Origin of the sequence: Novosphingobium sp. SL115 (assembly GCF_026672515.1) — a bacterium.
GTDB lineage: Bacteria > Pseudomonadota > Alphaproteobacteria > Sphingomonadales > Sphingomonadaceae > Novosphingobium.
In genome coordinates, this window is record NZ_JAPPRG010000002.1 from 1,065,415 (window position 1) to 1,087,726 (window position 22,312).

Consider the following 22,312-nt stretch of genomic DNA (forward strand, 5'->3'; position numbering starts at 1 on the left):
CATGGCGGGCCATTCTGATCCTGGCAAAAGGGCCGATTCGCCCTTGCGATCGGAGGGCAAGATCATGGCGCGGTATGACGCAAGCGGCATCACCATTTCCGAAATGCGCGAATTCGCCAGCTTCGAACCGTGCGAGCAGCGCTATATTCGGCGCAGTCTGGATATTGCGCTGGGCCGCGGCAATGCAGTGGCCCGCTGGGCGCGCGACGATGGTGAAGCCGCCAGCATTCACGCGCAGACCGATCTCTATCGCGATATTCCAGCGCTGCGCCGCATGCTGCCCAATGTTGATGGGCTGGACAGCCTCGAACCCTTCATGGGCCACCTGATGCACCTTGCCGCGTTCGATCTGGCGCAAGACCGCATCGCAGGCTTTTCCGCCTTCCGCTTCCTTTACGAACGCCTGCTTGGGGCCGAAGCGCGCCCGTGGTTGCCTGCGGCCTTCTGCGCCGCGGCTGCCCTGCCGCTTATCCGCCCGGATCGCCGCCGCGACCTGCTGCAATCGATCAGCGAAGCAGCTGCCACGGCACAGGGATGGTCCACCCGCGCGCCGATCTTCTATCCTGAATTCGTCGAAGCCGAACCGGCCTAGGGCACCAGCACCGTGTCCTTTGCCACCGCATCGGTCTGCGGATAATCCAGCGTATAGTGCAGCCCCCGGCTTTCGTGCCGGGCGCGGGCTGATCGCACGATCAGTTCGGCGCTCTGCAACAGGTTGCGCAGTTCGATCAGGTCGGTGGTCACGCGGAAGTGGCCGTAATAATCGTTCACCTCGTCCGACAGCATCTGGATGCGGTGCGCGGCGCGTTCCAGCCGCTTGTTGGTGCGCACGATTCCCACATAATTCCACATGAACCGGCGGATTTCGGTCCAGTTCTGTTTGATGACCACTTCTTCGTCAGAATCGGTCACCCGGCTTTCGTCCCACCCGCGCACGGTCGGCGGGGCATCGAAGCTGTCCCAGCGGCGCAGAATGTCGCGTGCGGCCACGTCGCCGAACACAAAGCATTCCAGCAGCGAATTGGACGCCAGCCGGTTCGCCCCGTGCAGCCCGCTTTCGGTGCATTCGCCCGCGGCATAAAGCCCCGGAAGGTCGGTCCGCCCGTCCAGATCGATCAGCACCCCGCCGCAGGTATAATGCTGGGCCGGAACTACCGGGATCGGCTGCGTGGTCATGTCGATGCCAAGGCCCAACAGCTTTTCATAGATGTTGGGGAAATGGCCCTTCACGAAATCGGCGGGCATGTGACTGATGTCCAGATGGACGTAATCCAGCCCGAACTTCTTGATCTCGGCGTCAATGGCGCGGGCCACCACGTCACGCGGGGCCAGTTCCAGCCGCTGTGCGTCATAAAATTCCATGAATCGCTTGCCGGTGCGTGGATTGACCAGCCGCCCGCCTTCGCCGCGCACCGCTTCTGTAATCAGGAAGTTCTTCACGTCCAGATTGTACAGGCACGTCGGGTGGAACTGCATCATCTCCATGTTCGAAACCCGCGCGCCCGCCCGCCACGCCATGGCAATGCCATCGCCGGTGGCCCCGCGCGGCGCGGTGCTGAACTGATAGACGCGGCCTGCGCCACCTGTGGCCAGGATCGTTGCCCGTGCAGTGTGGGCGGCAACCTTGCCGGTTGCCTCGTCCAGCGCATAGACGCCCCAAACCCGGCCCGATCCGGAATAGCGCGCGGCTTCGTGCCGCCCGGTAATCAGGTCAATGCAGGTCTGGCCCGGCAGCAGGGTAATGTTGGGATGTTCACGCGCGGCCTTCAGCAGCGCTTTCTGCACCGCTGCGCCGGTGGCATCGTCGACATGCACGATCCGGCGATGCGAATGCCCGCCTTCGCGCGTCAGGTGCAATGATCCTGCCTCGGCGTTGAACGGCACGCCAAGCTCGGCCAGTCGGGCGATGGCCTGCGGGGCATGTTCTACCACGAATTCCACCGTCTCGCGCCGGTTCAGGCCTGCACCTGCAATCATCGTGTCGCGGATATGGTCCTCAAACGTGTCGCCAGCGTCCAGCACGGCGGCAATCCCGCCTTGCGCCCAGTTGGTCGACCCACCATCCAGCGCGCCCTTGGCCAGCACCAGCACGCGGCATTTCTCGGCCAGCACCAGCGCTGCGGTAAGCCCCGCCGCGCCAGACCCGATGATAAGCACGTCATGCCCGCTCACGCCCGTCTCCTTATGCGGTTCCTGCACTGGTTCCGGACCGCCCCGGTTTCAGCGGCTCTAGAACGACCGTCCGGTGTTTGCAAAGCCGTGCTGATGCAGCCTGGGTTACAGAGCGTTGTCGGGGTTTCGCTAACCACCTGTCAGGGCCTCTGTAAAAAGGCCTCATGGCTTACTTGTTTCGCAATTGCAGTATGTTACGTAACACGTCCAATTCGTCAGTTGGTGGGGCAGACGGTGATTCTCAATAAACTTTCATGTTTGATAAACAGGCACAGGCCAGACCGCTCCAGGATCAACTGGAACGGTATACGGTATGAGGCGGTGTGCGAACACTGCGGCAAGCCTGTCGAACGGGTCCGGAGCGGGGTGTGGCGCGCTGAAAAGTCCAGCCCGATCCTGTTTCATGCTGAGGCGCAAGCCCCGGATTTAAAACGGGATTAACCAATATCATGCTCTGCAGGACGGCGCTTTTGCCGTCCTGTCAGCCTGCGTTCTTAGGCATGGCGGTAAGGCTGACGAACACGTCTTCAAGGTCAGCTTCGCGGGTCGATACATCGACGATGGCATAGCCCTGACCCTGCACCAGCGACATCACTTCTCCAGCGGTCATCCGGTCCTTGTCGTAGGTTATTTCAACCTGCCTCTCGTCCGATATGGTGCTCTTGGAGAACAAGTTATGCTGCGGTGCAGCATCAATATCGCGGTCGAGAGTCAGCACCACAATCTTCTCACGCGCCATGTCCACCAGCTCGCGCGTCGGCTTGTTGGCGATAAGCTGGCCGTGGTTGATAATGGCGATGCGGTCGCATAGCTCTTCGGCCTCTTCCAGATAGTGCGTGGTCAGCACCACGGTCACACCATCGCGGTTCAGCTCGCTCACCAGTTCCCACAACTGCCGCCGCAGTTCCACATCAACCCCGGCGGTTGGTTCGTCCAGCACCAGAATTGGCGGGGCGTGTACCATCGCCTTGGCAATCAGCAGTCGCCGCTTCATCCCGCCTGACAGCGACCGGGCATAGGCATCGGCCTTGTCCGCCAGATGCACCGCGCGCAGCAATTCTACTGTCCGGCGCAGCGCCTTGGGCACACCATAAAGGCCCGCCTGGTTTTCCAGCACTTCGGCAGGGGTAAAGAACGGATCGAACACGATCTCCTGCGGCACGATCCCGATCGATGCCTTGGCGTTGCGCACGTCATGGTCAATGTCGTGGCCCCAGATCTCTACCGTGCCCGATGTTTTCATCACAAGACCGGCCAGCGTGTTTATCAGCGTGGACTTGCCCGCGCCGTTCGGCCCCAGCAGGCCGAAAATCTGTCCTTGCGGCACGTCAAAGCTGACCCCGCCCAGCGCCAGCTTGCCGCCGCCTGCTTTCTGCGCTTTGCCGGTGGGCGCATAGCGCTTTACCAGATCGCGGATACGGATGGCGGGATGCATGGTGTCGCTGGAATTCATGTGCGCTGCCTGCCCCAACCGGCACCAAAACGCAATTGTCTGCGGGCGCCGGATTTGCTAGCGGCACCAACATGCAACAGCCGCCCGAAACCGCCTTCACCACCTCTCACCGCGTCAAGTGCGATGGCGCCGCCGACATTCGCGGCGGCGTGGCGCTCGGCCACCCGCGCGTATGGCTCGAAATCGACGAACGCGGCTATGTCGAATGCGGCTACTGCGACAAGCGCTTCGTGCTGAAGGACGGCCCGGCGGACACCGCTGCGGCGGCCTGACCGCTCACGGAAGCTGCCACTGCGGCAAAGTGCAGATAGAAATCCCCGCCAGGGCCGCGTGGATGGCTGACCTCACCCCTTCTATCCACACAACGTCGCCCCGGACTTGATCCGGAGGAGGCTTTCTTTCGGCATCCGTGCCTCGTCCGCCCGAAAAAATCCCGGCCTTTCGCCTCGGCGCTCTCCTCCCTATATCGGTTGCCATGACCGATACCCGCTCGCTGCTCTATCGCCCCGGCCTGCTCACTCCCGATGATGCAAAAGCCATCACCGCCAATGCGTTGCAGGCCTGCGACGATGGCGAACTCTATCTTCAGTTCATTGCATCCGAGAGCTTCGGTTTTGACGATGGCCGTTTGAAAACTGCCGATTATTCGCGCGATGCGGGCTTTGGCCTGCGTGGCGTTTCGGGCGAAATGACCGGCTTTGCCCATGCGAACGAGATTTCCGCCGCCGCCATCGCGCGCGCAGGCGAAACGCTGAAACTGCTCGATCCGGCAAAGGGTCAGCCCGCCTCACCGCCGCGCAATAACAACCGTCATCTCTATACCGATGCCTCGCCGCTCGACGCTGTGCCGTTTGAAGCCAAGGTCAAGCTGCTGGAAACCATCGATGCCGCCGCGCGCAGCCGTGATCCCCGCGTAGCGCAGGTTTCGGCTTCGCTGGCCGGATCATGGTCGGTGGTGGAAATTGTCCGCGCGGACGGGTTTGTCGCGCATGATGTGCGCCCGCTGGTGCGGCTGAACGTGTCTATCGTGGCTGAACACAACGGACGGCGCGAAACCGGATCGTTCGGCATTGGCGGGCGACGGCTGTACGATGACCTGTTCAGTCCCGAAACGTGGAACCGCGCGATTGACGAAGCGCTGGCGCAGGCGCTGGTTAATCTGGAATCGGTCGCCGCGCCCGCTGGCGAAATGACCGTGCTGCTTGGCCCCGGCTGGCCCGGCGTGCTGCTGCACGAAGCCGTCGGCCATGGCCTTGAAGGCGATTTTAACCGCAAGGGCACCAGTGCCTTTTCCGGCCGCCTTGGTCAGCGCGTGGCCGCACCCGGCGTTACCGTGGTCGATGATGGCACGCTGCTGGGCGCAGGCGGGCAGGGGCGGCGCGGTTCGCTGTCGATCGATGATGAAGGCACGCCGACGCAGGAAAACGTGCTGATCGAGGACGGCATCCTCAAAGGCTATATCCACGACCGCCTCAACGCCCGGCTGATGGGCGTGGCACCCACCGGCAACGGGCGGCGCGAATCCTATGCCCATGCCCCGATGCCGCGCATGACCAATACTTTCATGCGCGCAGGCAATGATGATCCTGCCGAACTGCTGTCACGTATCAAGAACGGTATCTTCGCCAAATCGTTTGGTGGCGGGCAAGTGGATATCACCAGCGGCAAGTTCGTGTTCTCCTGCACCGAGGCCTATCTGGTCGAAAACGGCAAGCTGGGCGCGCCGATCAAGGGCGCTACGCTGATTGGCGATGGTCCGACCTGCCTGACCAAGGTGACCGGTATCGGCAACGATCTGGCGCTGGACGAAGGCGTCGGCATTTGCGGCAAGGGCGGGCAAAGCGTGCCAGCAGGCGTTGGCCAGCCCACCTTGCTGGTTGAAGGGCTGACCATCGGCGGCACCGGCTGATTTCAGCGCAGGTTCAGGCGGAGCGTGGTATTTGCTGGGGTAACGAATCGAAAAGGATACGTGCCATGAAGATTGTTGCAGGCAAGATCGCCGCGGCGCTGGCCGCCGGATCGCTTCTCGTTGCGGGAACCATGGCTGACGCCAAACCGCGCCTGACGCCTGAGCAGCAGCTTGCCAAGGCGCTGGACGGTCGCGTCGCGGGCGAGGCTGAGGATTGCATCTATCTCCCCCGCGTCACGCAGACGCGCATCTATGACAAGACAGCCATCGTCTATGACACCGGCAGCACCTTGTGGGTAAACCGCCCGGAATCGGGCGCGCGGTCGCTCGACGATAACGACATCATGCTGACGCAGACGTTCAGTTCGCAACTGTGCAGCGTCGATATCGTCCGCATGATTGACCGCACCGGTGGCTTCTGGCGCGGATCGGTCGGGCTGGGGCAGTTTGTGCCCTACAAGAAGGTCAAGGTCGCCAGCGCGAACTGAAATCGCTAGGGCGGAGCGCATGACGCTTCGCCTCGCTACCCAACAAGACGCTGCCGCCATTGCCGACCTTGGCCGCCGCGCCTTCATCGCCAAATTCGGCCACCTTTACAGCGCTGCAAACCTTGCAATGTTTCTGGATGATGCGCATTCGCCGGCAAAGGTTCTGAAAGAACTGGCCGACCCGGCGATGAAGGTCGCCGTGATGGAGGACGATGGCCGCATCGCCAGCTTTTGCAAGATCGTGAAGTCCAGCGGCCTGCCCGCCCACACGCCCGCGCTGCGCCCGATGGAACTCAAGCAGCTCTACACCGACCCCGACCAGATCGGGCGCGGTCACGGCGCGCGGTTGATGGATTGGGCGCTGGCAGAAGCGCGGCGCTGGGGCGCGGATGAAATGCAGCTGTCGGTCTATGCCGACAACCCGGATGCACAGCGATTCTATCGCCGCTATGGCATGGACAAGGTGGCCGACATCACCTTTACTGTTGGCGACCATGTAGACCCGGAATTTCTGTTCGCAGGCGCACTTTAAGGACGTTTGCGGACGTTCATGTACGTTTAGGTGCCTTTCAGGATGCCGCATAAATCCCTATAGCAGCCTCATGTCCTCCATCCGTCCATGGCGCGATATCGCGCGTCGCAAGAGCCGCCAGATCATGGTTGGCGCGGTTCCCGTTGGCGGCGATGCGCCGATTACCGTGCAAACCATGACCAATACGCCCACGTCCGATGCCGTGGCGACGATCGACCAGATCCGGCGCTGCGAAGAAGCAGGTGCGGACCTGATTCGCGTTTCCTGCCCGGATGTTGAAAGCACTGCCGCCTTCAAGAAGATCGCCAAGGCGGCCCGCGTTCCGCTGATCGCGGACATTCATTTCCACTACAAGCGCGCACTTGAAGCCGCCGATGCTGGCGCGGCCTGCCTGCGCATCAACCCCGGCAATATCGGCAGCAGCGACCGCGTGGCCGAAGTGGTCCGCGCGGCCAAGGCCAACGGTTGCGCCATCCGCATCGGGGTGAACGCGGGCAGTCTTGAAAAAGACCTGCTGGAAAAATACGGCGAACCGTGCCCCGAAGCGCTGGTCGAATCTGCGCTCGACCACATCAAGCTGCTGCAAGATCACGATTTTCATGAATACAAGGTGGCGGTGAAGGCCAGCGACGTGTTCCTTGCCGTCGCCGCCTACATGGGCCTTGCCGAAGCGGTCGATTGTCCGCTGCACCTTGGTATTACCGAGGCGGGCGGGCTGATTGGCGGCACGGTCAAATCCTCCATCGGTATCGGCAATATGCTGTGGGCAGGCATTGGCGACACCTTGCGCGTTTCGCTGTCGGCGGAACCGGAAGAGGAAGTGCGCGTCGGCTTTGAAATCCTCAAAAGCCTTGGTCTGCGCACCCGCGGCGTCCGCGTGGTGTCGTGCCCCAGCTGCGCGCGGCAGGGCTTTGACGTGATCCGCACGGTCGAAGCGCTGGAAAAGCGGCTGACCCACATCAAAACGCCCATTTCGCTGTCGGTGCTGGGCTGCGTGGTCAATGGCCCGGGCGAAGCGCGCGAGACGGACATTGGCGTGACCGGCGGCGGCAATGGCAAGCATATGGTCTATCTTTCCGGGGTGACCGACCACCACGTCCAGTCCGAGGAAATGCTGGACCATATCGTGACGCTGGTGGAGCAGAAAGCGGCCGAGATCGAAGCTGCAACCACGGATGCCGGAAGCGTGACCGAGGCGGCGGAGTAGGATTGACGCAACGTCAGGGCCTGCCGGCGCTTCATCTCCTGCTTGCCGTCGCCATCATGGCGGTGTGGGGCAGCAACTTCACGGTCATCAAGCTGGGGCTGGCGCACCTGCCGCCGCTGACTTTTGCCATGTTGCGCTTTGTTTTTGTGGTGTTTCCGCTGATCTTCGTACTGCCCCGGCCCAAAGTGCCGTGGCGCAATCTGGCCATGTATGGCGTGCTGATCGGGGCCGGGCAGTTCGGTCTGCTGTTCACTGCCATGCGTGCCGACATCACGCCCGGCATCGCCAGCCTGATCCTGCAGATGCAGGTGTTCTTCACCATCGGCCTGTCGGTGTGGCTGACGGGTGAAAAGGTGGCGAAAGTCCAGATACTTGCCTTGCTGCTGGCCACTTGCGGCCTTGCCACGATCCTTGCTCACACCGATGGCAGCGCGACACCGTTGGGTCTTGCCCTGTGCGTGACCGCAGCGTTTTCGTGGGGATGCGGCAATATTGTGGCGCGCAACGCGGTCCATGCCGACCGCGAGCTGAACATGCTGGCCTATGTCGTGTGGTCGGCAATCTTCGCCGTGCCGCCGCTGCTGGCGTTCGCGCTGGTGCTGGAAGGACCGCAGGCCATGGTGCAGGGCATTGCCGCTGCTGATGGGGCGACGTGGGGGGCGGTGGCCTGGCAATCGGTCGGCAACACCATGTTCGGCTATGTCGCATGGGGCTGGCTGCTGGGCCGTCATCCCGCCGCGCAAGTCGCACCCATGGCGCTGATGGTGCCGGTCTTCGGCCTGGCGACGTCCGCATTCGCGCTGGGAGAGCCCGTACAGGGCTGGAAAATCGCGGCATTTGCGCTGGTCATGTCGGGCCTTGCGCTGGGGATGTTGTGGCCGATTCTGAAGGAAAGGTTTGCATGATGACGCTTTCGATCCGCCCTGCCACGCGCGCAGACCTGCCCCTGATTGCAGACCTAATCCGGGCTTTGGCTGACTATGAAAAGCTGGCGCATGAAGTGCGGTTCGATGACGCCGTGCTGGGCGAGAAGTTGTTCGGCGTGCGGCCCTATGCCGAAGTCGTGATTGGCGAGGTCGATGGCGTGGGGCAGGGCTTTGCCTTGTTCTTCCACAATTTCTCGACCTTCGAAGGCAAGCCGGGGATCTATCTGGAAGATCTGTTCGTGCGGCCTGAGGCGCGCGGGTCTGGATTGGGCAAAGCCTTGCTGTCCCATCTGGCGGCGCTGGCGGTAGAGCGTGACTGCGCGCGGCTGGAATGGTCGGTGCTGGACTGGAACGAACCGTCCATCGGGTTCTACAAGGCGCTGGGCGCGCGGTTTCTGGACGAATGGACCGGAATGCGGGTGGATGGTGCCGCCCTGTTGCAGTTGGCGGCGCAACTGGGCGCGAATGCTGGAAATTCCACCGAAAATGCATAGAATGCGTGTCGTTCAGGCTGGATAAGGGCCGAACGGGTTATTGGACTGGGTATGAGCAGCAAGGTTAACAGGCGAACGGTTCTGGCAGGCGTGGGCGCAAGCGTCGCTGCCGCCGTGTTTCCGCCGCGCGTGGCTGCGGCGACATATTACCCCAATGAACAGCACCGCCGCGTGCTGGAACTGGCGGCGGAACAGGTGGAACGACATCGCGCCTCGCTGTGGCGCACCGATATTGTCGCTATTGCCGATTTCGCGATGCCAAGTTCGCTGCCGCGCTTTCATTTCGCCAATCTGGATCGGGGGGAAGTGCGTTCGTTTCTGGTCGCCCATGGGCGCGGGTCGGACCCTGAGCATGACGGGTTTCTGAAAAGCTTTTCGAACGAAGTCGGTAGCCTTGCGACGTCGCGCGGGGCCTATGTCACTTATGAATGGTACAAGGGCAAATACGGCACCTCGATCCGTCTGGGCGGGCTTTCTCCGGAAAATTCCAACGTGCTGGACCGTGCCATCGTGCTGCATCCGGCGTGGTATGCCGATCCGGCCATGCTGGACAAATGGGGCAAGCTGGGCCGTTCTGACGGCTGCTTTGCCATGAGCGAAACGGATTTCAACGAAGCGCTGTGGCACCTTTCGGGCGGGCGTTTGATTTACGCGGACCGGTTGGGTCTGGGTTAATCAGGTTTCGGCTGACGCCGTCCTTTGGTGCGGCTGGTCAGGTGAAATCGACGGCAGCGGTCACATTGATAGGGATGCAGAACGAGGCCGCTTTTCAGGGCGGCCTCGATAGCTTCTTCTTTCGATGCGTAGCGTGCCTTGCGCTGGCAGACGCTTTGGCGGGTCTTCACCTTACAGGGGATTATCCAGCTTGATGATCGCTTCGGTGCTCTTGCGCTGGGTGGTGTGAAGCTGGCGCGGCTGGGCGAAGCTGGCCAGCACCGGGGCATCGCGGTTATAGATGTCGGTGAAAGAGCGCAGCGTGCCGGTCACGTCGCGGGCGACGGTGAAATAGGTGAGATATACCGGGAAAGTCTTGGTCATCGGCACCTTGGTATAAACCTTCGACGTGTGGGCGGCCACGGCATCGTCGGGCGTCATCCCCGCGCCAAGGATCGCCATCGTCATGGCCAGTTCGGTTGCGCGTTCAACACGCACGCAGCCATGGCTCAGTGCGCGGGCGGGCAGGTTGAACAGGTTGCGGTTGGGCGTGTCATGCAGGAAAATCGCATGTTCGTTGGGCATGTCGAGCTTCATCCGGCCCAGCGAATTGCCATCGCCCGGCTGCTGCACGACATAGATGGTGCCATCAGCGGCTTTGGTTACCTTGTAGCCTTCGGCCGCAGCCTTGGCCGGGCTGTTGACCAGACGCGCGCCAAGGCCTTCGCCCACGACGATGGATTGTGGCACGGTCCAGGTGGGGTTGAAGATCACCCCTTCCACGGTTTCGGCCAGTTGCGGCGTTGCTGTCTTGCCGGGTTTGCCGACGATAACCTTATACGTGCTGATGATCTTGTTGCGCACGGTGATGCGAAGCATCTGTTCGGGTACGTTGGTCAGCAGGTATTGCGTGCCCAGATCGCGCGCCAGCCAGCGCCACCGGTCCATGTTCGCGCGGATCAGCGCGGCCTGCTTTTGCGTGGTCGCCTTTGGAAGCGCGGCTTTCAGCGCGGCATAATCAGGGTGGGTAGGGAGCAGCGCTGCAAGCGCACCCTTCACGTCATGCTTTTCCAGCGCCGAGGCAAGTATGAGCACGGTGGGATTGACGTCCTGATCGGGATCGACCGCAAACCATTGCACGCGCGCAGGCATGGGCGTGCGACCGTCGCGCAGGTCTTCGGCAACCCATGTGAACAGGCGGGTGGCGATTTCGTCCAGTGCCTCGCCTTCGCCTTTCACGATGGCGGCGGACAGGGCTTCGGGTTCGTAGTCCTTGGGAAACAGACCTTCGCTGCCGATGCCCTTGATAGCGACCAGCAGCGCCTGCGCATCGCCCTGCGTCCAGTGCAGGGTTGGGGCGGGGGCCAGCGTCTGCGGTGCGGCAGTTGGCGTGGCTGCGGGGCTGGCGCTTGCCGTCGGGGCCGGGGTCGGCTGCGACAGGGGCTTGATCTGGCGGGTAAGGTCAGCCGGACCCGATGCGGTTTGGGCCATGGCGGCCGGACCTGCGACCGCAGTGGCGGCAAGGGCGAGGCCCAGCAAAGGTCCGCCCAGCTTTTCCGCCAGATTTTCCGCCAGCTTTTCCGAAAGTCCGTTCCCGCAAATCACACGCTTCACTGGCATATCCCTGTCTTCGCACACCACCTGTCGCCGGTGCGGAACATCCTGTCGTTGCGATGTCCTGCCCCAAGCCCTGAACTGGATCAAGTATCCCGCCTGACTGGAGCCTGAATTCGGGCACCGCGAACCTCGTTAACGCCTTGGGGAGAAGGTGGTTTCAAGATGCAACCGATTTGCTTATGCCTGCCGGAATGAATGGTGAAGTTGCGCGCGTTCCGCTGTTACCAGTTGTGGCGGTGATCCTTGGGTTGGCCCTGTTCTCGGTAATGGACGGGGTGATGAAGGCTGCGTCGATTGCGGTGGGGGCCTATGCCGCGATGTTCTGGCGCGGGTTGACCGGCGCCACGATCATGTTGCCGCTGTGGTTGTGGCGACGCGAGCGCAATGGCGGAGGCTGGCCTGCGCTGGCGACGATCAAGGTTCACATTCTGCGCGGCGTGGTGGCAGCGTGCATGGCGGTGCTGTTCTTCTATGGCATCGTCCGCACCCCGCTGGCCGAAGGCATTGCGCTCAGCTTCATCGCGCCCCTGATTGCGCTGTATCTGGCAGCGGTTCTGCTGGGGGAAAAGCTGCATCGCGCGGCGGTGAGCGGTTCGGTGCTGGCGCTGGCGGGCGTGGTGGTGATCGGCTGGGGCAAGTTTGATGGTCCTGCCGATGCCGAGGCGGTCAAAGGACTGGCCGCAATCCTGGTGTCCGCCGTGCTCTATGCATGGAATCTGGTGCTGCAACGCAAGCAGGCCATGATCGCCGGGCCAGAAGAAGTGGCGTTCTTTCAGGCGCTTGTATCGTGCCTGTTTCTGGGGGTCGGCGCGTGGTGGTTGGCTCCGGTGCCGAATGCGGTTGCGTGGGGACTGATCGTGGTGTCGGCGGTGCTTTCGGCCACGTCGCTGATGCTGTTGAGCTGGGCCTATGGCCGGGCCGAGGCACAAGTGCTGGTGCCGCTGGAATATACCGCGTTCATATCTGCTGCCATCGTGGGGTGGGTGGCCTTTGATGAGGCGGTGACTTTGGCGACGCTGACGGGCGTATTACTGATCGTTGCAGGGTGCCTGCATGCCACGCGCGGGGCGGCGAATTGACGGCTTGTTGCAATTGCGAAGCAATAAGCCTGAAATAGTGCAATTGGGGCCAAAAATGGGGCTTTGCCGCCCTTGACGCACGGCAGGTTTGCGCGCATCGCGCTCTCGCTTTCAGGCCGTATTCTGCCGCGCCGCGCAGGGTTTTCCCCTACCGCGATTCCCCGCGCGGCTGTTTGCAAGCACGGCCGCGACAGGAGGGAAGACGCACAGCCATGACCCAGGTCGGACAGGATACGCTCGGCACCCGCAGCACGATGAACGTGGGCGGCAAGGAGTATGCCTACTACTCGCTCAAGAAGGCTTCGGAGAAGTTCGGCGACGTTTCGCGCCTGCCGTTCTCGATGAAGGTGCTTCTCGAAAACCTCCTCCGTTTCGAAGACGGTGGCTTTACCGTGTCGACCGATGACGTGAAGGCGGTTGTCGACTGGCAGAAGAACCCCACCGAATCGAACAACGAAATCCAGTATCGCCCCGCGCGCGTGCTGCTGCAGGATTTCACCGGCGTTCCTTGTGTGGTCGACCTTGCCGCGATGCGCGATGCCATCGCCACGCTGGGCGGTGACACCAGCAAGATCAACCCGCTGGTGCCTGTGAACCTCGTGATCGACCACTCGGTCATGGTGGACGAATTCGGCCACCCCAAGGCCGCCGAACAGAACGTGGAAATCGAATATCAGCGCAATATGGAGCGCTACGACTTCCTCAAGTGGGGTTCGAAGAGCCTCAACAACTTCTACGCCGTGCCTCCCGGCACCGGCATCTGCCATCAGGTGAACCTGGAAAACATCGCGCAGACGGTGTGGACCAGCACCGATCAGAACGGTGTGACGGTTGCCTATCCCGACACATGCGTCGGCACCGACAGCCACACCACCATGGTCAACGGCCTTGGCGTGCTGGGCTGGGGCGTTGGCGGGATCGAGGCTGAGGCCGCGATGCTGGGCCAGCCCGTGTCGATGCTGGTTCCCGAAGTGGTCGGTTTCAAGTTTACCGGCGAACTGAAGGAAGGCGTAACCGCGACCGACCTCGTGCTGACCTGCACCAACCTGCTGCGCAAGCACGGCGTGGTTGGCCGCTTTGTCGAATACTACGGTCCCGGCCTTGCCGCGCTGTCGCTTGCCGACCGCGCCACACTGGCCAACATGGCACCGGAATATGGCGCAACCTGCGGCTTCTTCGGCATTGACGACAAGACGCTCGACTACATGCGCCTGACCGGCCGTGAAGAAGCACAGATCGCGCTGGTCGAAGCCTATGCCAAGGAGCAGGGCTTCTGGATCGATCCTGCGGTTGAGCCGATCTTCTCCTCGACGCTGGAACTCGACCTGTCGACGGTCGTGCCCTCGCTCGCCGGACCAAAGCGCCCGCAGGACCGCGTTTCGCTTCCCGAAGTGGACGATGTGTTCAACGCCGACATGGCCAACACCTACAAGAAGGCGCAGCAGCGCGTTCCGGTGGAAGGCATGGGCTTCGACATCGGCGACGGTGACGTGACCATCGCGGCGATCACGTCTTGCACCAATACGTCGAACCCCGGCGTGCTGGTGGCTGCGGGCCTCGTTGCCAAGAAGGCCAACGAACTGGGCCTCAAGCCCAAGCCGTGGGTCAAGACCTCGCTGGCCCCCGGCAGCCAGGTCGTCACCGACTACCTCGTCCGTGCAGGCCTGCAGGAGCACCTCGATGCGGTCGGTTTCAACCTCGTCGGCTATGGCTGCACCACCTGCATCGGCAACTCCGGCCCGCTGTCCGAACCGATCAGCAAGGCGATCAACGACAACGGCCTCGTCGCCGCCGCCGTGATCTCCGGCAACCGCAACTTCGAAGGCCGCGTATCGCCGGACGTGCGCGCCAACTTCCTCGCCTCGCCGCCGCTGGTCGTCGCCTATGCGCTCAAGGGCACGGTGGTCGAGGACTTCACCACCACGCCGATCGGCAAGAGCAAGGACGGCGTTGACGTCTATCTCAAGGACATCTGGCCTTCGAACAGCGAAGTCGCCACCACCATGGCTGGCTGCATGGATCGCGCCATGTTCCAGGCGCGCTATGCCGACGTCTACAAGGGCGACGCGCACTGGCAGGCGATCAACGTCACCGGTTCGGAAACCTATTCGTGGCGCGCCGGGTCGACCTATGTCGCTAACCCGCCCTACTTCGAAGGCATGTCGATGACGCCGGCTCCGGTCAGCGACATCATCGAAGCCAAGCCGCTGCTGATCTTGGGTGATTCGATCACGACTGACCACATCAGTCCGGCAGGCTCGATCAAGGCTGACAGCCCGGCTGGCCAGTGGCTGATGGAGCATCAGGTCGCCAAGGCGGACTTCAACTCCTACGGCGCGCGCCGTGGCCACCACGAAGTGATGATGCGCGGCACCTTTGCCAACATCCGCATCAAGAACGAAATGGTCCCCGGTACCGAAGGCGGTTTCTCGCGCTATGGCGACGAAGTCGGCTCGGTCTATGACGTAGCGATGAAGCACAAGGCCGATGGCGTTCCGACCGTGGTGATCGCGGGCAAGGAATACGGCACCGGTTCGTCGCGCGACTGGGCGGCCAAGGGCACCAACCTGCTGGGCGTCCGCGCCGTGATCGTCGAAAGCTTCGAACGTATCCACCGTTCGAACCTGGTCGGCATGGGCGTGCTGCCGCTGCAGTTCAAGGAAGGCCAGAACCGCACCTCGCTGGGCCTTTCGGGCGATGACACCTTTACCATCAAGGGCGTTGGCAGCCTGCAGCCGCGTCAGGATGTCGAAGTGGAAGTGACCAAGCAGGACGGCACCAAGCTGACCTTCACGGCGCTGTGCCGCATCGATACTGCCAATGAAGTCGAATACTTCATGAACGGTGGCATCCTGCACTACGTGCTGCGCAAACTGGCTTCTTAAGCCTCGGCCTTACTGGCTGACAGAAAAGCCCGCCGGGGATGACCTGGCGGGCTTTTTGTTTGTGCGTGGTGTGCGGGGCCGGGGCGTGGCGCAGGCACGCGTGAACATCATCAAAGGCGTTTGTGTCTCGACTCCGCTCTACACGAACGACGCAGGGCCAGAAGCAGGGAGGTCAGAACGGCGGCGCGAGTCTGGTTGGCAAGAGGGACGCAGGACAGCAAAAAGGGCGGCTCCCCCCGAAGCCGCCCCTCCCCTAATCTCCCCGCCTCAGCGGGGGCAAGAACTGTTTTAGCCCTACTTGGCCTTGCCGAAGCGGCGGCGGGCAACAAGGCCTGCTGCTGCTGCGCCAAACAGGATCACCATCGAGGGTTCGGGAACTTCGGTGCCACCGGTCGAAGAAGTGGTCGTGGTGCCGCCGTTCGAGCTGGAACTGGACGTTGACGACGAAGTGGAGCTGGAGGTCGACGACGACGTAGAGCTGCTGGTGCTGCTCGACGTTGAAGAACTGGTGCTGACATTGCCGGAAGACGTCGAGGTTGATGAGCTGGACGTCACGTTCCCCGACGAGGTGCTGACGTTCCCGCTCGATGTGGAGACATTCCCGCTGGACGACGAGACGTTGCCAGAGCTGGAGCTGACGTTGCCCGACGAGGTGCTGACCGCGCCGCTGGATGTCGACACGTTGCCCGAAGATGTCGAGGTTGATGTCGAAACACCGCCTGTCGAGGTGGACACGCCGCCCGTGGTGGAGGAGCTGCCGCCCGAACTGGTCGAGCTTGACCCGCCCGACGAAGATGTGGAGCCGCCCGATGTGGACGTGGAGCCGGTGCTTGTGGACGAAATGACCACGCTGCCACCGCCGCTGCCGCCACCGCCGCCGAAGAAGCCGCCAAAGAACCCGCCGCCAAAGCCGCCGATTCCGCCGCCGCCGATCACCACCGGCACGCCGCCGCCCGAACTGCCACCGATCGGCTGGGGTGGGACGGGGGGCACGTAAGGCACGGGGACCATCGCCATCTGCTGCGCAGGTTCGCATGATCGGGTGGTGGTCGTGGTGACCACGCGGCGTGCGCGATGCACTTCACGCGGGGCGGCCCGGCGCGCAACCACGCGCTTGGCAGGTTTCGCCTTCTTCACCTTCACCGGCTTGACGTGGTGGATTTCACCCTTCGAAGGGGCTTCCGACACATGCACGGCGCCGCCGCCGAGCATTGCCCCGCCTGCTGCCGCTGCCGCCAATTTTGCCAATGCCATCCGAACCGACATGATCGTTGCTCTCGTTCTTCCCTGAGGGAGTGGCCGTAGCAGATGCGGGTTAACGCCTTGCTTGCCCTTCCTGACATGTCGAAGAACGCAGATGGGTGGCCCAAGGGCAATGCCATTAACCGCGTTATCGCCCCTGAATCTGCCCGAAAACGGGACCGCAGCGGTGCGGCTGTTAACTCTGTGCCAATCTGGGACCGAATGGCGGGCGAGTCCTTAAAACCGAATCATTTCGGCAGGTTCATTCCGCGCTGTCGAACAGGCCGGGCGTCTGTCCGGTAGGCGGGGTGATTCCCAGATGCTGCCAGCCCCGATCATTCAGGCAGCGCCCGCGCGCAGTGCGGGCAATCATGCCAAGCTGGATCAGATAGGGCTCGATCACCTCTTCAATCGTATCGCGCGGTTCTGACAGGCCAGCGGCCAGCGTTTCAACGCCGACCGGACCACCTTTGTAGATGTCGGCGATCATCATCAGATAGCGTCTATCCTGCAGGTCGAGGCCGATCTTGTCGACTTCAAGGCGGGTCAGGGCATTGTCAGCGATGCTTTGGGTAATCTTTTCGGCACCATCGACTTGGGCGAAATCTCGCACGCGGCGCAGCAGGCGGCCCGCCACGCGCGGGGTGCCGCGGGCACGGCGGGCGATCTCGGTGGCGCCGCCCTTGTCGATGCCGATGCCCATCAGGCTGGCCCCGCGTGCGACAACGCGCTCAAGTTCATCAACCGAATAGAACTGCAGGCGCACCGGAATGCCGAAGCGGTCACGCAGCGGTGTTTGCAGCAGGCCCTGCCGCGTCGTCGCGCCGATCAGCGTGAATGGTGGCAGGTCTATCCGTACTGACCGGGCCGACGGCCCTTCCCCGATCATCAGGTCGAGCGCGCGGTCTTCCATCGCCGGATAGAGCACTTCTTCCACGACTGGGTTGAGGCGGTGAATTTCGTCGATGAACAGGACATCGCCATGTTCAAGATTGGTGAGCAGCGCTGCCAGATCGCCCGCCTTGGCAATGACCGGGCCGGATGTGGCGCGGAAATTGACGCCCAGTTCACGCGCGATGATCTGCGCCAGTGTGGTCTTGCCCAGACCGGGCGGGCCAAAGAACAGCACATGGTCCATCGCTTCGCGCCGCATCTTGGCGCTTTCGATGAATACCCGCAGGTTGTCCTTCGCCGAAGCCTGCCCGACAAATTCGGCCAGCGTTTTGGGGCGCAGTGCGGCGTCCGGATCTTCGTGCTGGCGATCAGCGGAAAGGAGGGGATTGTCGGTCATATTATCCTGCCGCCCTCTTCAACGCCACGCGCACCAGATCGTTCAACCCGGCATCTTCGCCCAAATCCTTGACGGCCGCAGCAACGGCCATGGTAGCGATGGCAGGTTTGAAGCCAAGGTTCTGCAACGCCGAGATGGCGTCTGCGCTGGCGTTGCCGGGGGGCAGGGGCATGGCTTCTCCGCCCGGTCCAACGGGCGAGACATAGCCCGCAAGGCCGCCAGCCTTGTCCTTCAGTTCGTTGACGATGCGGCTGGCGAGCTTTGGCCCGACCCCATTGGCACGCGCAACCATGGCGGCATCACCATGGGCGCAGGCGCGTTGCAGTTCTTCCACGGCAAGAGCCGACAGAATGGCCAGCGCGACTTTGGACCCGACGCCCTGAACCGCCGTCAGCAGGCGGAACCACGCGCGTTCGCCCGCACTGGTAAAGCCGATCAGGCGCTGGTCGGTTTCCGACACCTGCATTTCGGTATGGACGACGACCTTGTCACCCCGGATGCCGAGATGGGTAAGCGTTTTGGCGGAGCAATGGACGAGGTAACCGACGCCATTAACGTCGATCACCGCCCAGTCGGGGCCGGTATCGTCAAGAATGCCGGTGAGCTTGGCGATCATGGTTTGTTCCTATGGCAGGAACATTCAGCTTGCGCCAGAGCTATCGTGCGGATGATCCGCTGTGGCGGAGATCAGGCATTGGCCTGTTGATCGGTCGGCACGTCGTCCCACGGACGATAATAAAGCAAAGCGCACCGATCAGCCAAAATGCCGCCGGTCAGGGTCAGGTCATCCTTGTAAGCATCAGCCACGAAGTCGAGCGTAGAGAGGTGGCGGTCTTCGAAGTACATCTTGTGGACGTCGCCGCGGCCTGCGCCATAAACAATTCGCGTCACCCCGGCCCAGATCGCGGCCATCGTACACATGCCGCACGGCTGTAGCGTGGAGTAAAGCGTGGCGCCGGGGACGCGCATCTCGCCCGCGACCTTTCCTGCCGCCCGCAGTGCCATGATTTCGGCATGGGCGGTAGCGTCGCAATGTTCGGCGGTGCAATTGACGCCCTGGGACAGCAACAGTCCGTCGCGCACGACAATCGCCGCGATAGGTGTGTTGGCCGGGTCACTCCCTTTCTCGAAAACGGCGAGATCGAGCGCGCGGGCCATCCAGTCGTTGTCTGAACTTGCCTGCATGGAAAGATTACGCCCGGCAGGGCGGTGAGTTCCGTCTAGACCCTGATCCTAGCGGTGGCTGCCCAGCATGTTGCCATGGGTGATCGCTACGGCCAGCGCATCTGAGGCATCTTCGCCCGCCAGTCTGACACCGGGCAGCAGAATCTTGAGCATGTGCTGGATCTGCTGCTTTTCCGCGCCGCCAGTCCCCACCAGTGCCTTCTTGATGACTTTGGTGGGGTATTCGGCCACGGGAATGCCTGCGCGCGCAACCGACAGCATGGCAACGCCGCGTGCCTGCCCCAGCTTCAGCGTGGACTGCGGATTGACGTTGACGAACACTTCTTCGACCGCGCCAGTATCAGGCTTGTAAAGGTCGATCACGGTGCACAGCGCAGCGTCCAGTTCGACCAGACGTTCGGCCATGCTGGCCTTGGCGTCGGTGCGGATCTGCCCGTTGGCGACGTGCCGCAGGTTACTGCCCGATTTGGAGATTACACCCCAGCCCGTGCAGGTAAGGCCGGGGTCGATGCCAAGGATTATCATGGCATCGACCCCGCCGCCAAAGGCCGCTTCGTGAAGGTCAAGATCAGCCCAGCTTTTCCATCACTTCGTCAGGGATTTCATAGTTGCCCCACACGGTCTGCACGTCATCGTCGTCGTCCAGCACGTCGATCAGCTTGAGCAGGGTGGTGGCATCATCGGCCGACACTTCGGTCTTGAGGCTGGGCTTCCATGCCAGCTTCACGCCTTCGGCTTCGCCCAGCGTCTTTTCCAGTTCGCGGGCGACTTCGTGGAGGTTTTCCACTGCAACCCAGATCTGGTGGCTGCCGGGGTTTTCATCGCCATCGCCCAGGTCCGATTCGACATCGTCGGCACCCGCTTCGATCGCAGCTTCGAGAACCTTTTCCTCGTCACCGACCTTGCCGGGGTATTCGATCAGGCCAAGGCGTTCAAAACCGTGGCTGACCGCGCCCGACGCGCCAAGGTTGCCGCCGTTTTTAGCGAACGCGGTGCGCACATTGGTGGCGGTACGGTTGCGGTTGTCGGTCAGCGCTTCGACGATAATTGCAACGCCGCCGGGGCCGTAGCCTTCGTAGCGCACTTCCTCGTAGTTCTCGCCGTCGCCCTTGCTCGCCTTGTCGATGGCGCGCTGGATGTTGTCCTTGGGCATCGACTGCGCCTTGGCCGCGTTTACGGCGGCGCGCAGGCGCGGGTTCATGTCAGGGTCGGGCATGCCCATCTTGGCCGCCACAGTGATTTCGCGGCTCAGCTTTGAAAACTGGGCCGAGCGCTTTTTATCCTGCGCACCCTTGCGGTGCATGATGTTCTTGAATTTGGAATGGCCTGCCATGGTTCGCTTCTTGCGGATCTGTTGACGGAATCTGCTTTGCCCCTAGCCGACGCAAGCCTTGCGGGCAATGATGACGCGAATTGTGGCGTGGAGACAGATTTGCAGGCATGACGCGAGCGATGACGATACCTGACGCGATTGCCGACCTGCTGGCCTTTGTACGCCGCCCTACTTTGCTTGAGCCGCGCGGCCTGCGCGCGCGGGGAGTACTGGGGCACTGGGCGATTCTGACTGCGGTGCAAATTGCCGTGCTGGGCGGGGTGGTGGTGCAGATCATGCTGGCCTGGCAAAAGGCATTCGGCCTTTCTGCGCCCAATGCCTTTGACGGGATGAGCCCGCTGGCCCTGTGGGGCGGGGCAGTGGTGTTGGCTCCCGTGCTGGAGGAACTGTTCTTTCGCGGTTGGCAAACCGGCCGACCGGCCGCGTTGTGGCTGCTTGGCGATACGGTGGCAGGCCTTGCGCTGTTCGTGGCGTTTGGCAAAGGCAGTGCGCTGGCAGGTGGGCTGATCTTGCTGGCAACGCTTGCGGCTGCGGCAATTGGCTGGTGGCGGTTGCGTGCGCAGCGCACGGCCCCGCGCTGGTTCGCCCGCGCTTTTCCGGCGATATTCTATGGCACAGTGCTGCTGTTTGCCGCGATGCATCTGGCCAATTATCCCAACGTCAGCCTGCTGGCGGTGCCGCTGGTGCTGCCACAGGCATGGTCCGGCCTGATGTTCGGTTACATCCGGCAGCGCGTCGGGTTGCTGGGCGCAATTTTGACGCATGTTGCATCGAATGCTGTCATGCTGTCGCTGGCCCTGCTGGGATAAAGACCTGTGGGCTACAGAACCACAGCCGTCCCGCTGACGCTGACCATCAGCATTGATCCGCGCGCGCCGATGGTTTCATAATCGATATCGACGCCGATCACGGCATTGGCACCCGCAGCGCGCGCCTTGTCTTCCAGTTCGCGCAGGGCCTGTTCGCGGCCACGGGCAAGAACTTCTTCGTATTTGCCTGAACGTCCGCCGAAAATATCGGTGATCGAGGCAAAGATATCGCGCACGATATTGGCACCCAGAATGACCTCGCCGGTGACAACGCCAAGATAGCGTTGCACCGGGCGGCCTTCGATCAGGCTGGTCGTGGCAATAAGCATGGCAGGCCTTTCCGTAAATTTGGATCAGCCTATCCGGCTCATCAGTCGATGCCCAGCGCGTTCTTGTAGGTTTCCAGAACCGCTTCCATTTCGCGGCGGTCATCCGGCTTCATTTTGCGCAGACGCACGATCTGGCGCATGATCTTGGCGTCATAACCGGTGGCCTTGGCTTCGCCGTAAACGTCCTTGATATCGTCGCCGATGCCCTTCTTTTCTTCTTCGAGGCGTTCGATGCGCTCGATCAGAAGGCGCAGGCGGTCGTCGGCGGATTCGGCCATCGGGGTATCTCCGGGGTAATATGTGAATCGGTTGGCCGCGCTGATAGCGGGGGCATTGCCTTGGGGCAAAGCGCGGCTGTGGAAATCTTGTGCCGGTTCGGCGCTATCAGTGGCCGGATGCGTTTTTCTTCAGGCTTTCGTCCATGCGCGCGATCTGTTCGGGCGTCGCCTCAGTTTGGTGGGCGGCTTTCCATGCATCAAACGGCATGCCGTGAATCACCGCGCGGGCGGCGGCTTTGTCACCGTCGAAGCCCGCATCGCGAATCCAGTCGGCAAGGCAATTGCGGCAGAACCCGGCAAGGCCCATCAGGTCGATGTTCTGGGCATCATGGCGGTGCTGCAAATGGCGGACAAGGCGGCGAAAGGCGGATGCGGCGACGGCATCGGGCAGTTCATCGATTGCATTCGTATCCACGGTAAACGTCCTTG

Annotated in this window: 25 protein-coding genes; 13 read left to right on the forward strand and 12 right to left on the reverse strand. The window is 62.3% G+C overall.

Going from position 1 to position 22,312, the window contains the following annotated elements; genetic code table 11:
- The first annotated feature begins 64 nt into the window (after window positions 1-64).
- On the forward strand, window positions 65-592 hold the full coding sequence (locus OVA07_RS06680; protein WP_268170688.1) for a hypothetical protein: 528 nt from the start codon (window positions 65-67) through the stop codon (window positions 590-592).
- Here the strand turns inward: OVA07_RS06680 and nadB are convergent.
- Together nadB and OVA07_RS06690 are read right to left on the reverse strand one after the other, a co-directional pair.
- Entirely contained in the window at window positions 589-2,172 is a 1,584-nt protein-coding gene (gene nadB, locus OVA07_RS06685) for an L-aspartate oxidase (protein ID WP_268170689.1), read from the reverse strand. The genes OVA07_RS06680 and nadB overlap by 4 nt on opposite strands.
- A gap of 481 nt (window positions 2,173-2,653) precedes the next feature.
- Window positions 2,654-3,625: an ABC transporter ATP-binding protein gene (locus tag OVA07_RS06690; RefSeq protein WP_268170690.1), complete on the reverse strand. Its 972-nt coding sequence runs from the start codon at window positions 3,623-3,625 to the stop codon at window positions 2,654-2,656.
- A 71-nt stretch (window positions 3,626-3,696) separates the two neighbouring features.
- Between OVA07_RS06690 and OVA07_RS06695 the strand changes: the two genes are divergently transcribed.
- From OVA07_RS06695 to OVA07_RS06730, 8 genes are all read left to right on the forward strand, one after another.
- Entirely contained in the window at window positions 3,697-3,897 is a 201-nt protein-coding gene (locus OVA07_RS06695; protein ID WP_268170691.1) for a zinc-finger domain-containing protein, read from the forward strand.
- A gap of 203 nt (window positions 3,898-4,100) precedes the next feature.
- Window positions 4,101-5,534, forward strand: coding sequence for a metalloprotease TldD (gene tldD / locus OVA07_RS06700; RefSeq protein ID WP_268170692.1), 1,434 nt, complete (start codon window positions 4,101-4,103; stop codon window positions 5,532-5,534).
- Between the two features lie 65 nt (window positions 5,535-5,599).
- Complete coding sequence (locus OVA07_RS06705) at window positions 5,600-6,022, forward strand: hypothetical protein (RefSeq protein ID WP_268170693.1); 423 nt, start codon at window positions 5,600-5,602, stop codon at window positions 6,020-6,022.
- 19 nt (window positions 6,023-6,041) lie between these two features.
- Window positions 6,042-6,554 (forward strand): GNAT family N-acetyltransferase, encoded by a 513-nt coding sequence (locus OVA07_RS06710; protein ID WP_268170694.1) that lies wholly within the window; start codon window positions 6,042-6,044, stop codon window positions 6,552-6,554.
- Window positions 6,555-6,624: 70 nt separating this feature from the next.
- Entirely contained in the window at window positions 6,625-7,761 is a 1,137-nt protein-coding gene (gene ispG / locus OVA07_RS06715) for a flavodoxin-dependent (E)-4-hydroxy-3-methylbut-2-enyl-diphosphate synthase (protein ID WP_268170695.1), read from the forward strand.
- Between the two features lie 2 nt (window positions 7,762-7,763).
- The gene (locus tag OVA07_RS06720) at window positions 7,764-8,666 is read left to right on the forward strand and encodes an EamA family transporter (RefSeq protein WP_268170696.1); all 903 of its coding nucleotides are present in this window, start codon (window positions 7,764-7,766) and stop codon (window positions 8,664-8,666) included.
- Window positions 8,666-9,181, forward strand: coding sequence for a GNAT family N-acetyltransferase (locus OVA07_RS06725; RefSeq protein ID WP_268172636.1), 516 nt, complete (start codon window positions 8,666-8,668; stop codon window positions 9,179-9,181). Before OVA07_RS06720 ends, OVA07_RS06725 begins: the two co-directional genes overlap by 1 nt.
- Before the next feature lie 51 nt (window positions 9,182-9,232).
- Window positions 9,233-9,856 (forward strand): murein L,D-transpeptidase catalytic domain-containing protein, encoded by a 624-nt coding sequence (locus tag OVA07_RS06730; RefSeq protein WP_268170697.1) that lies wholly within the window; start codon window positions 9,233-9,235, stop codon window positions 9,854-9,856.
- 171 nt (window positions 9,857-10,027) lie between these two features.
- Here the strand turns inward: OVA07_RS06730 and OVA07_RS06735 are convergent, their stop codons facing one another.
- Window positions 10,028-11,326, reverse strand: coding sequence for a L,D-transpeptidase family protein (locus OVA07_RS06735; RefSeq protein ID WP_268172637.1), 1,299 nt, complete (start codon window positions 11,324-11,326; stop codon window positions 10,028-10,030).
- A 317-nt stretch (window positions 11,327-11,643) separates the two neighbouring features.
- Here OVA07_RS06735 and OVA07_RS06740 point away from each other — a divergent pair, with 317 nt between their 5' ends.
- Window positions 11,644-12,531, forward strand: coding sequence for a DMT family transporter (locus tag OVA07_RS06740; protein ID WP_268170698.1), 888 nt, complete (start codon window positions 11,644-11,646; stop codon window positions 12,529-12,531).
- A gap of 212 nt (window positions 12,532-12,743) precedes the next feature.
- Complete coding sequence (acnA, locus tag OVA07_RS06745) at window positions 12,744-15,416, forward strand: aconitate hydratase AcnA (protein ID WP_268170699.1); 2,673 nt, start codon at window positions 12,744-12,746, stop codon at window positions 15,414-15,416.
- Between the two features lie 294 nt (window positions 15,417-15,710).
- Here acnA and OVA07_RS19140 read toward each other — a convergent pair whose 3' ends face one another.
- Complete coding sequence (locus tag OVA07_RS19140) at window positions 15,711-15,971, reverse strand: PEP-CTERM sorting domain-containing protein (protein WP_442789626.1); 261 nt, start codon at window positions 15,969-15,971, stop codon at window positions 15,711-15,713.
- Between OVA07_RS19140 and OVA07_RS06755 the strand changes: the two genes are divergently transcribed.
- Complete coding sequence (locus OVA07_RS06755) at window positions 15,925-16,413, forward strand: hypothetical protein (protein ID WP_442789627.1); 489 nt, start codon at window positions 15,925-15,927, stop codon at window positions 16,411-16,413. The two genes, OVA07_RS19140 and OVA07_RS06755, sit on opposite strands and share 47 nt — an antisense overlap.
- Window positions 16,414-16,920: 507 nt before the next feature.
- On the opposite strand, the gene ruvB is transcribed toward OVA07_RS06755, so the two are convergent.
- The 5 genes from ruvB to OVA07_RS06780 form a co-directional block, all read right to left on the reverse strand.
- Entirely contained in the window at window positions 16,921-17,949 is a 1,029-nt protein-coding gene (gene ruvB / locus OVA07_RS06760) for a Holliday junction branch migration DNA helicase RuvB (RefSeq protein ID WP_268170701.1), read from the reverse strand.
- Window position 17,950: 1 nt separating this feature from the next.
- On the reverse strand, window positions 17,951-18,565 hold the full coding sequence (gene ruvA / locus OVA07_RS06765; RefSeq protein ID WP_268170702.1) for a Holliday junction branch migration protein RuvA: 615 nt from the start codon (window positions 18,563-18,565) through the stop codon (window positions 17,951-17,953).
- A 71-nt stretch (window positions 18,566-18,636) separates the two neighbouring features.
- Window positions 18,637-19,134 carry a nucleoside deaminase gene (locus OVA07_RS06770; protein ID WP_268170703.1) on the reverse strand — a complete coding sequence of 166 codons (498 nt, stop codon included), beginning with the start codon at window positions 19,132-19,134 and terminating at the stop codon, window positions 18,637-18,639.
- Window positions 19,135-19,182: 48 nt separating this feature from the next.
- Window positions 19,183-19,659, reverse strand: a complete 477-nt coding sequence (gene ruvC / locus OVA07_RS06775; protein ID WP_268170704.1) for a crossover junction endodeoxyribonuclease RuvC — start codon at window positions 19,657-19,659, stop codon at window positions 19,183-19,185.
- A 43-nt stretch (window positions 19,660-19,702) separates the two neighbouring features.
- Window positions 19,703-20,467 (reverse strand): YebC/PmpR family DNA-binding transcriptional regulator, encoded by a 765-nt coding sequence (locus OVA07_RS06780; protein WP_268170705.1) that lies wholly within the window; start codon window positions 20,465-20,467, stop codon window positions 19,703-19,705.
- Window positions 20,468-20,586: 119 nt separating this feature from the next.
- On the opposite strand from OVA07_RS06780, the gene OVA07_RS06785 reads away from it, so the two are divergent.
- Complete coding sequence (locus tag OVA07_RS06785; RefSeq protein WP_268170706.1) at window positions 20,587-21,276, forward strand: CPBP family glutamic-type intramembrane protease; 690 nt, start codon at window positions 20,587-20,589, stop codon at window positions 21,274-21,276.
- Window positions 21,277-21,287: 11 nt separating this feature from the next.
- Here OVA07_RS06785 and OVA07_RS06790 read toward each other — a convergent pair whose 3' ends face one another.
- The 3 genes from OVA07_RS06790 to OVA07_RS06800 form a co-directional block, all read right to left on the reverse strand.
- Window positions 21,288-21,605, reverse strand: coding sequence for a heavy metal-binding domain-containing protein (locus OVA07_RS06790; RefSeq protein ID WP_268170707.1), 318 nt, complete (start codon window positions 21,603-21,605; stop codon window positions 21,288-21,290).
- Window positions 21,606-21,646: 41 nt separating this feature from the next.
- Window positions 21,647-21,883: a DUF2312 domain-containing protein gene (locus OVA07_RS06795; protein WP_225009663.1), complete on the reverse strand. Its 237-nt coding sequence runs from the start codon at window positions 21,881-21,883 to the stop codon at window positions 21,647-21,649.
- Window positions 21,884-21,989: 106 nt separating this feature from the next.
- On the reverse strand, window positions 21,990-22,298 hold the full coding sequence (locus OVA07_RS06800) for a DUF1244 domain-containing protein (RefSeq protein WP_268170708.1): 309 nt from the start codon (window positions 22,296-22,298) through the stop codon (window positions 21,990-21,992).
- Window positions 22,299-22,312: the final 14 nt, after the last annotated feature.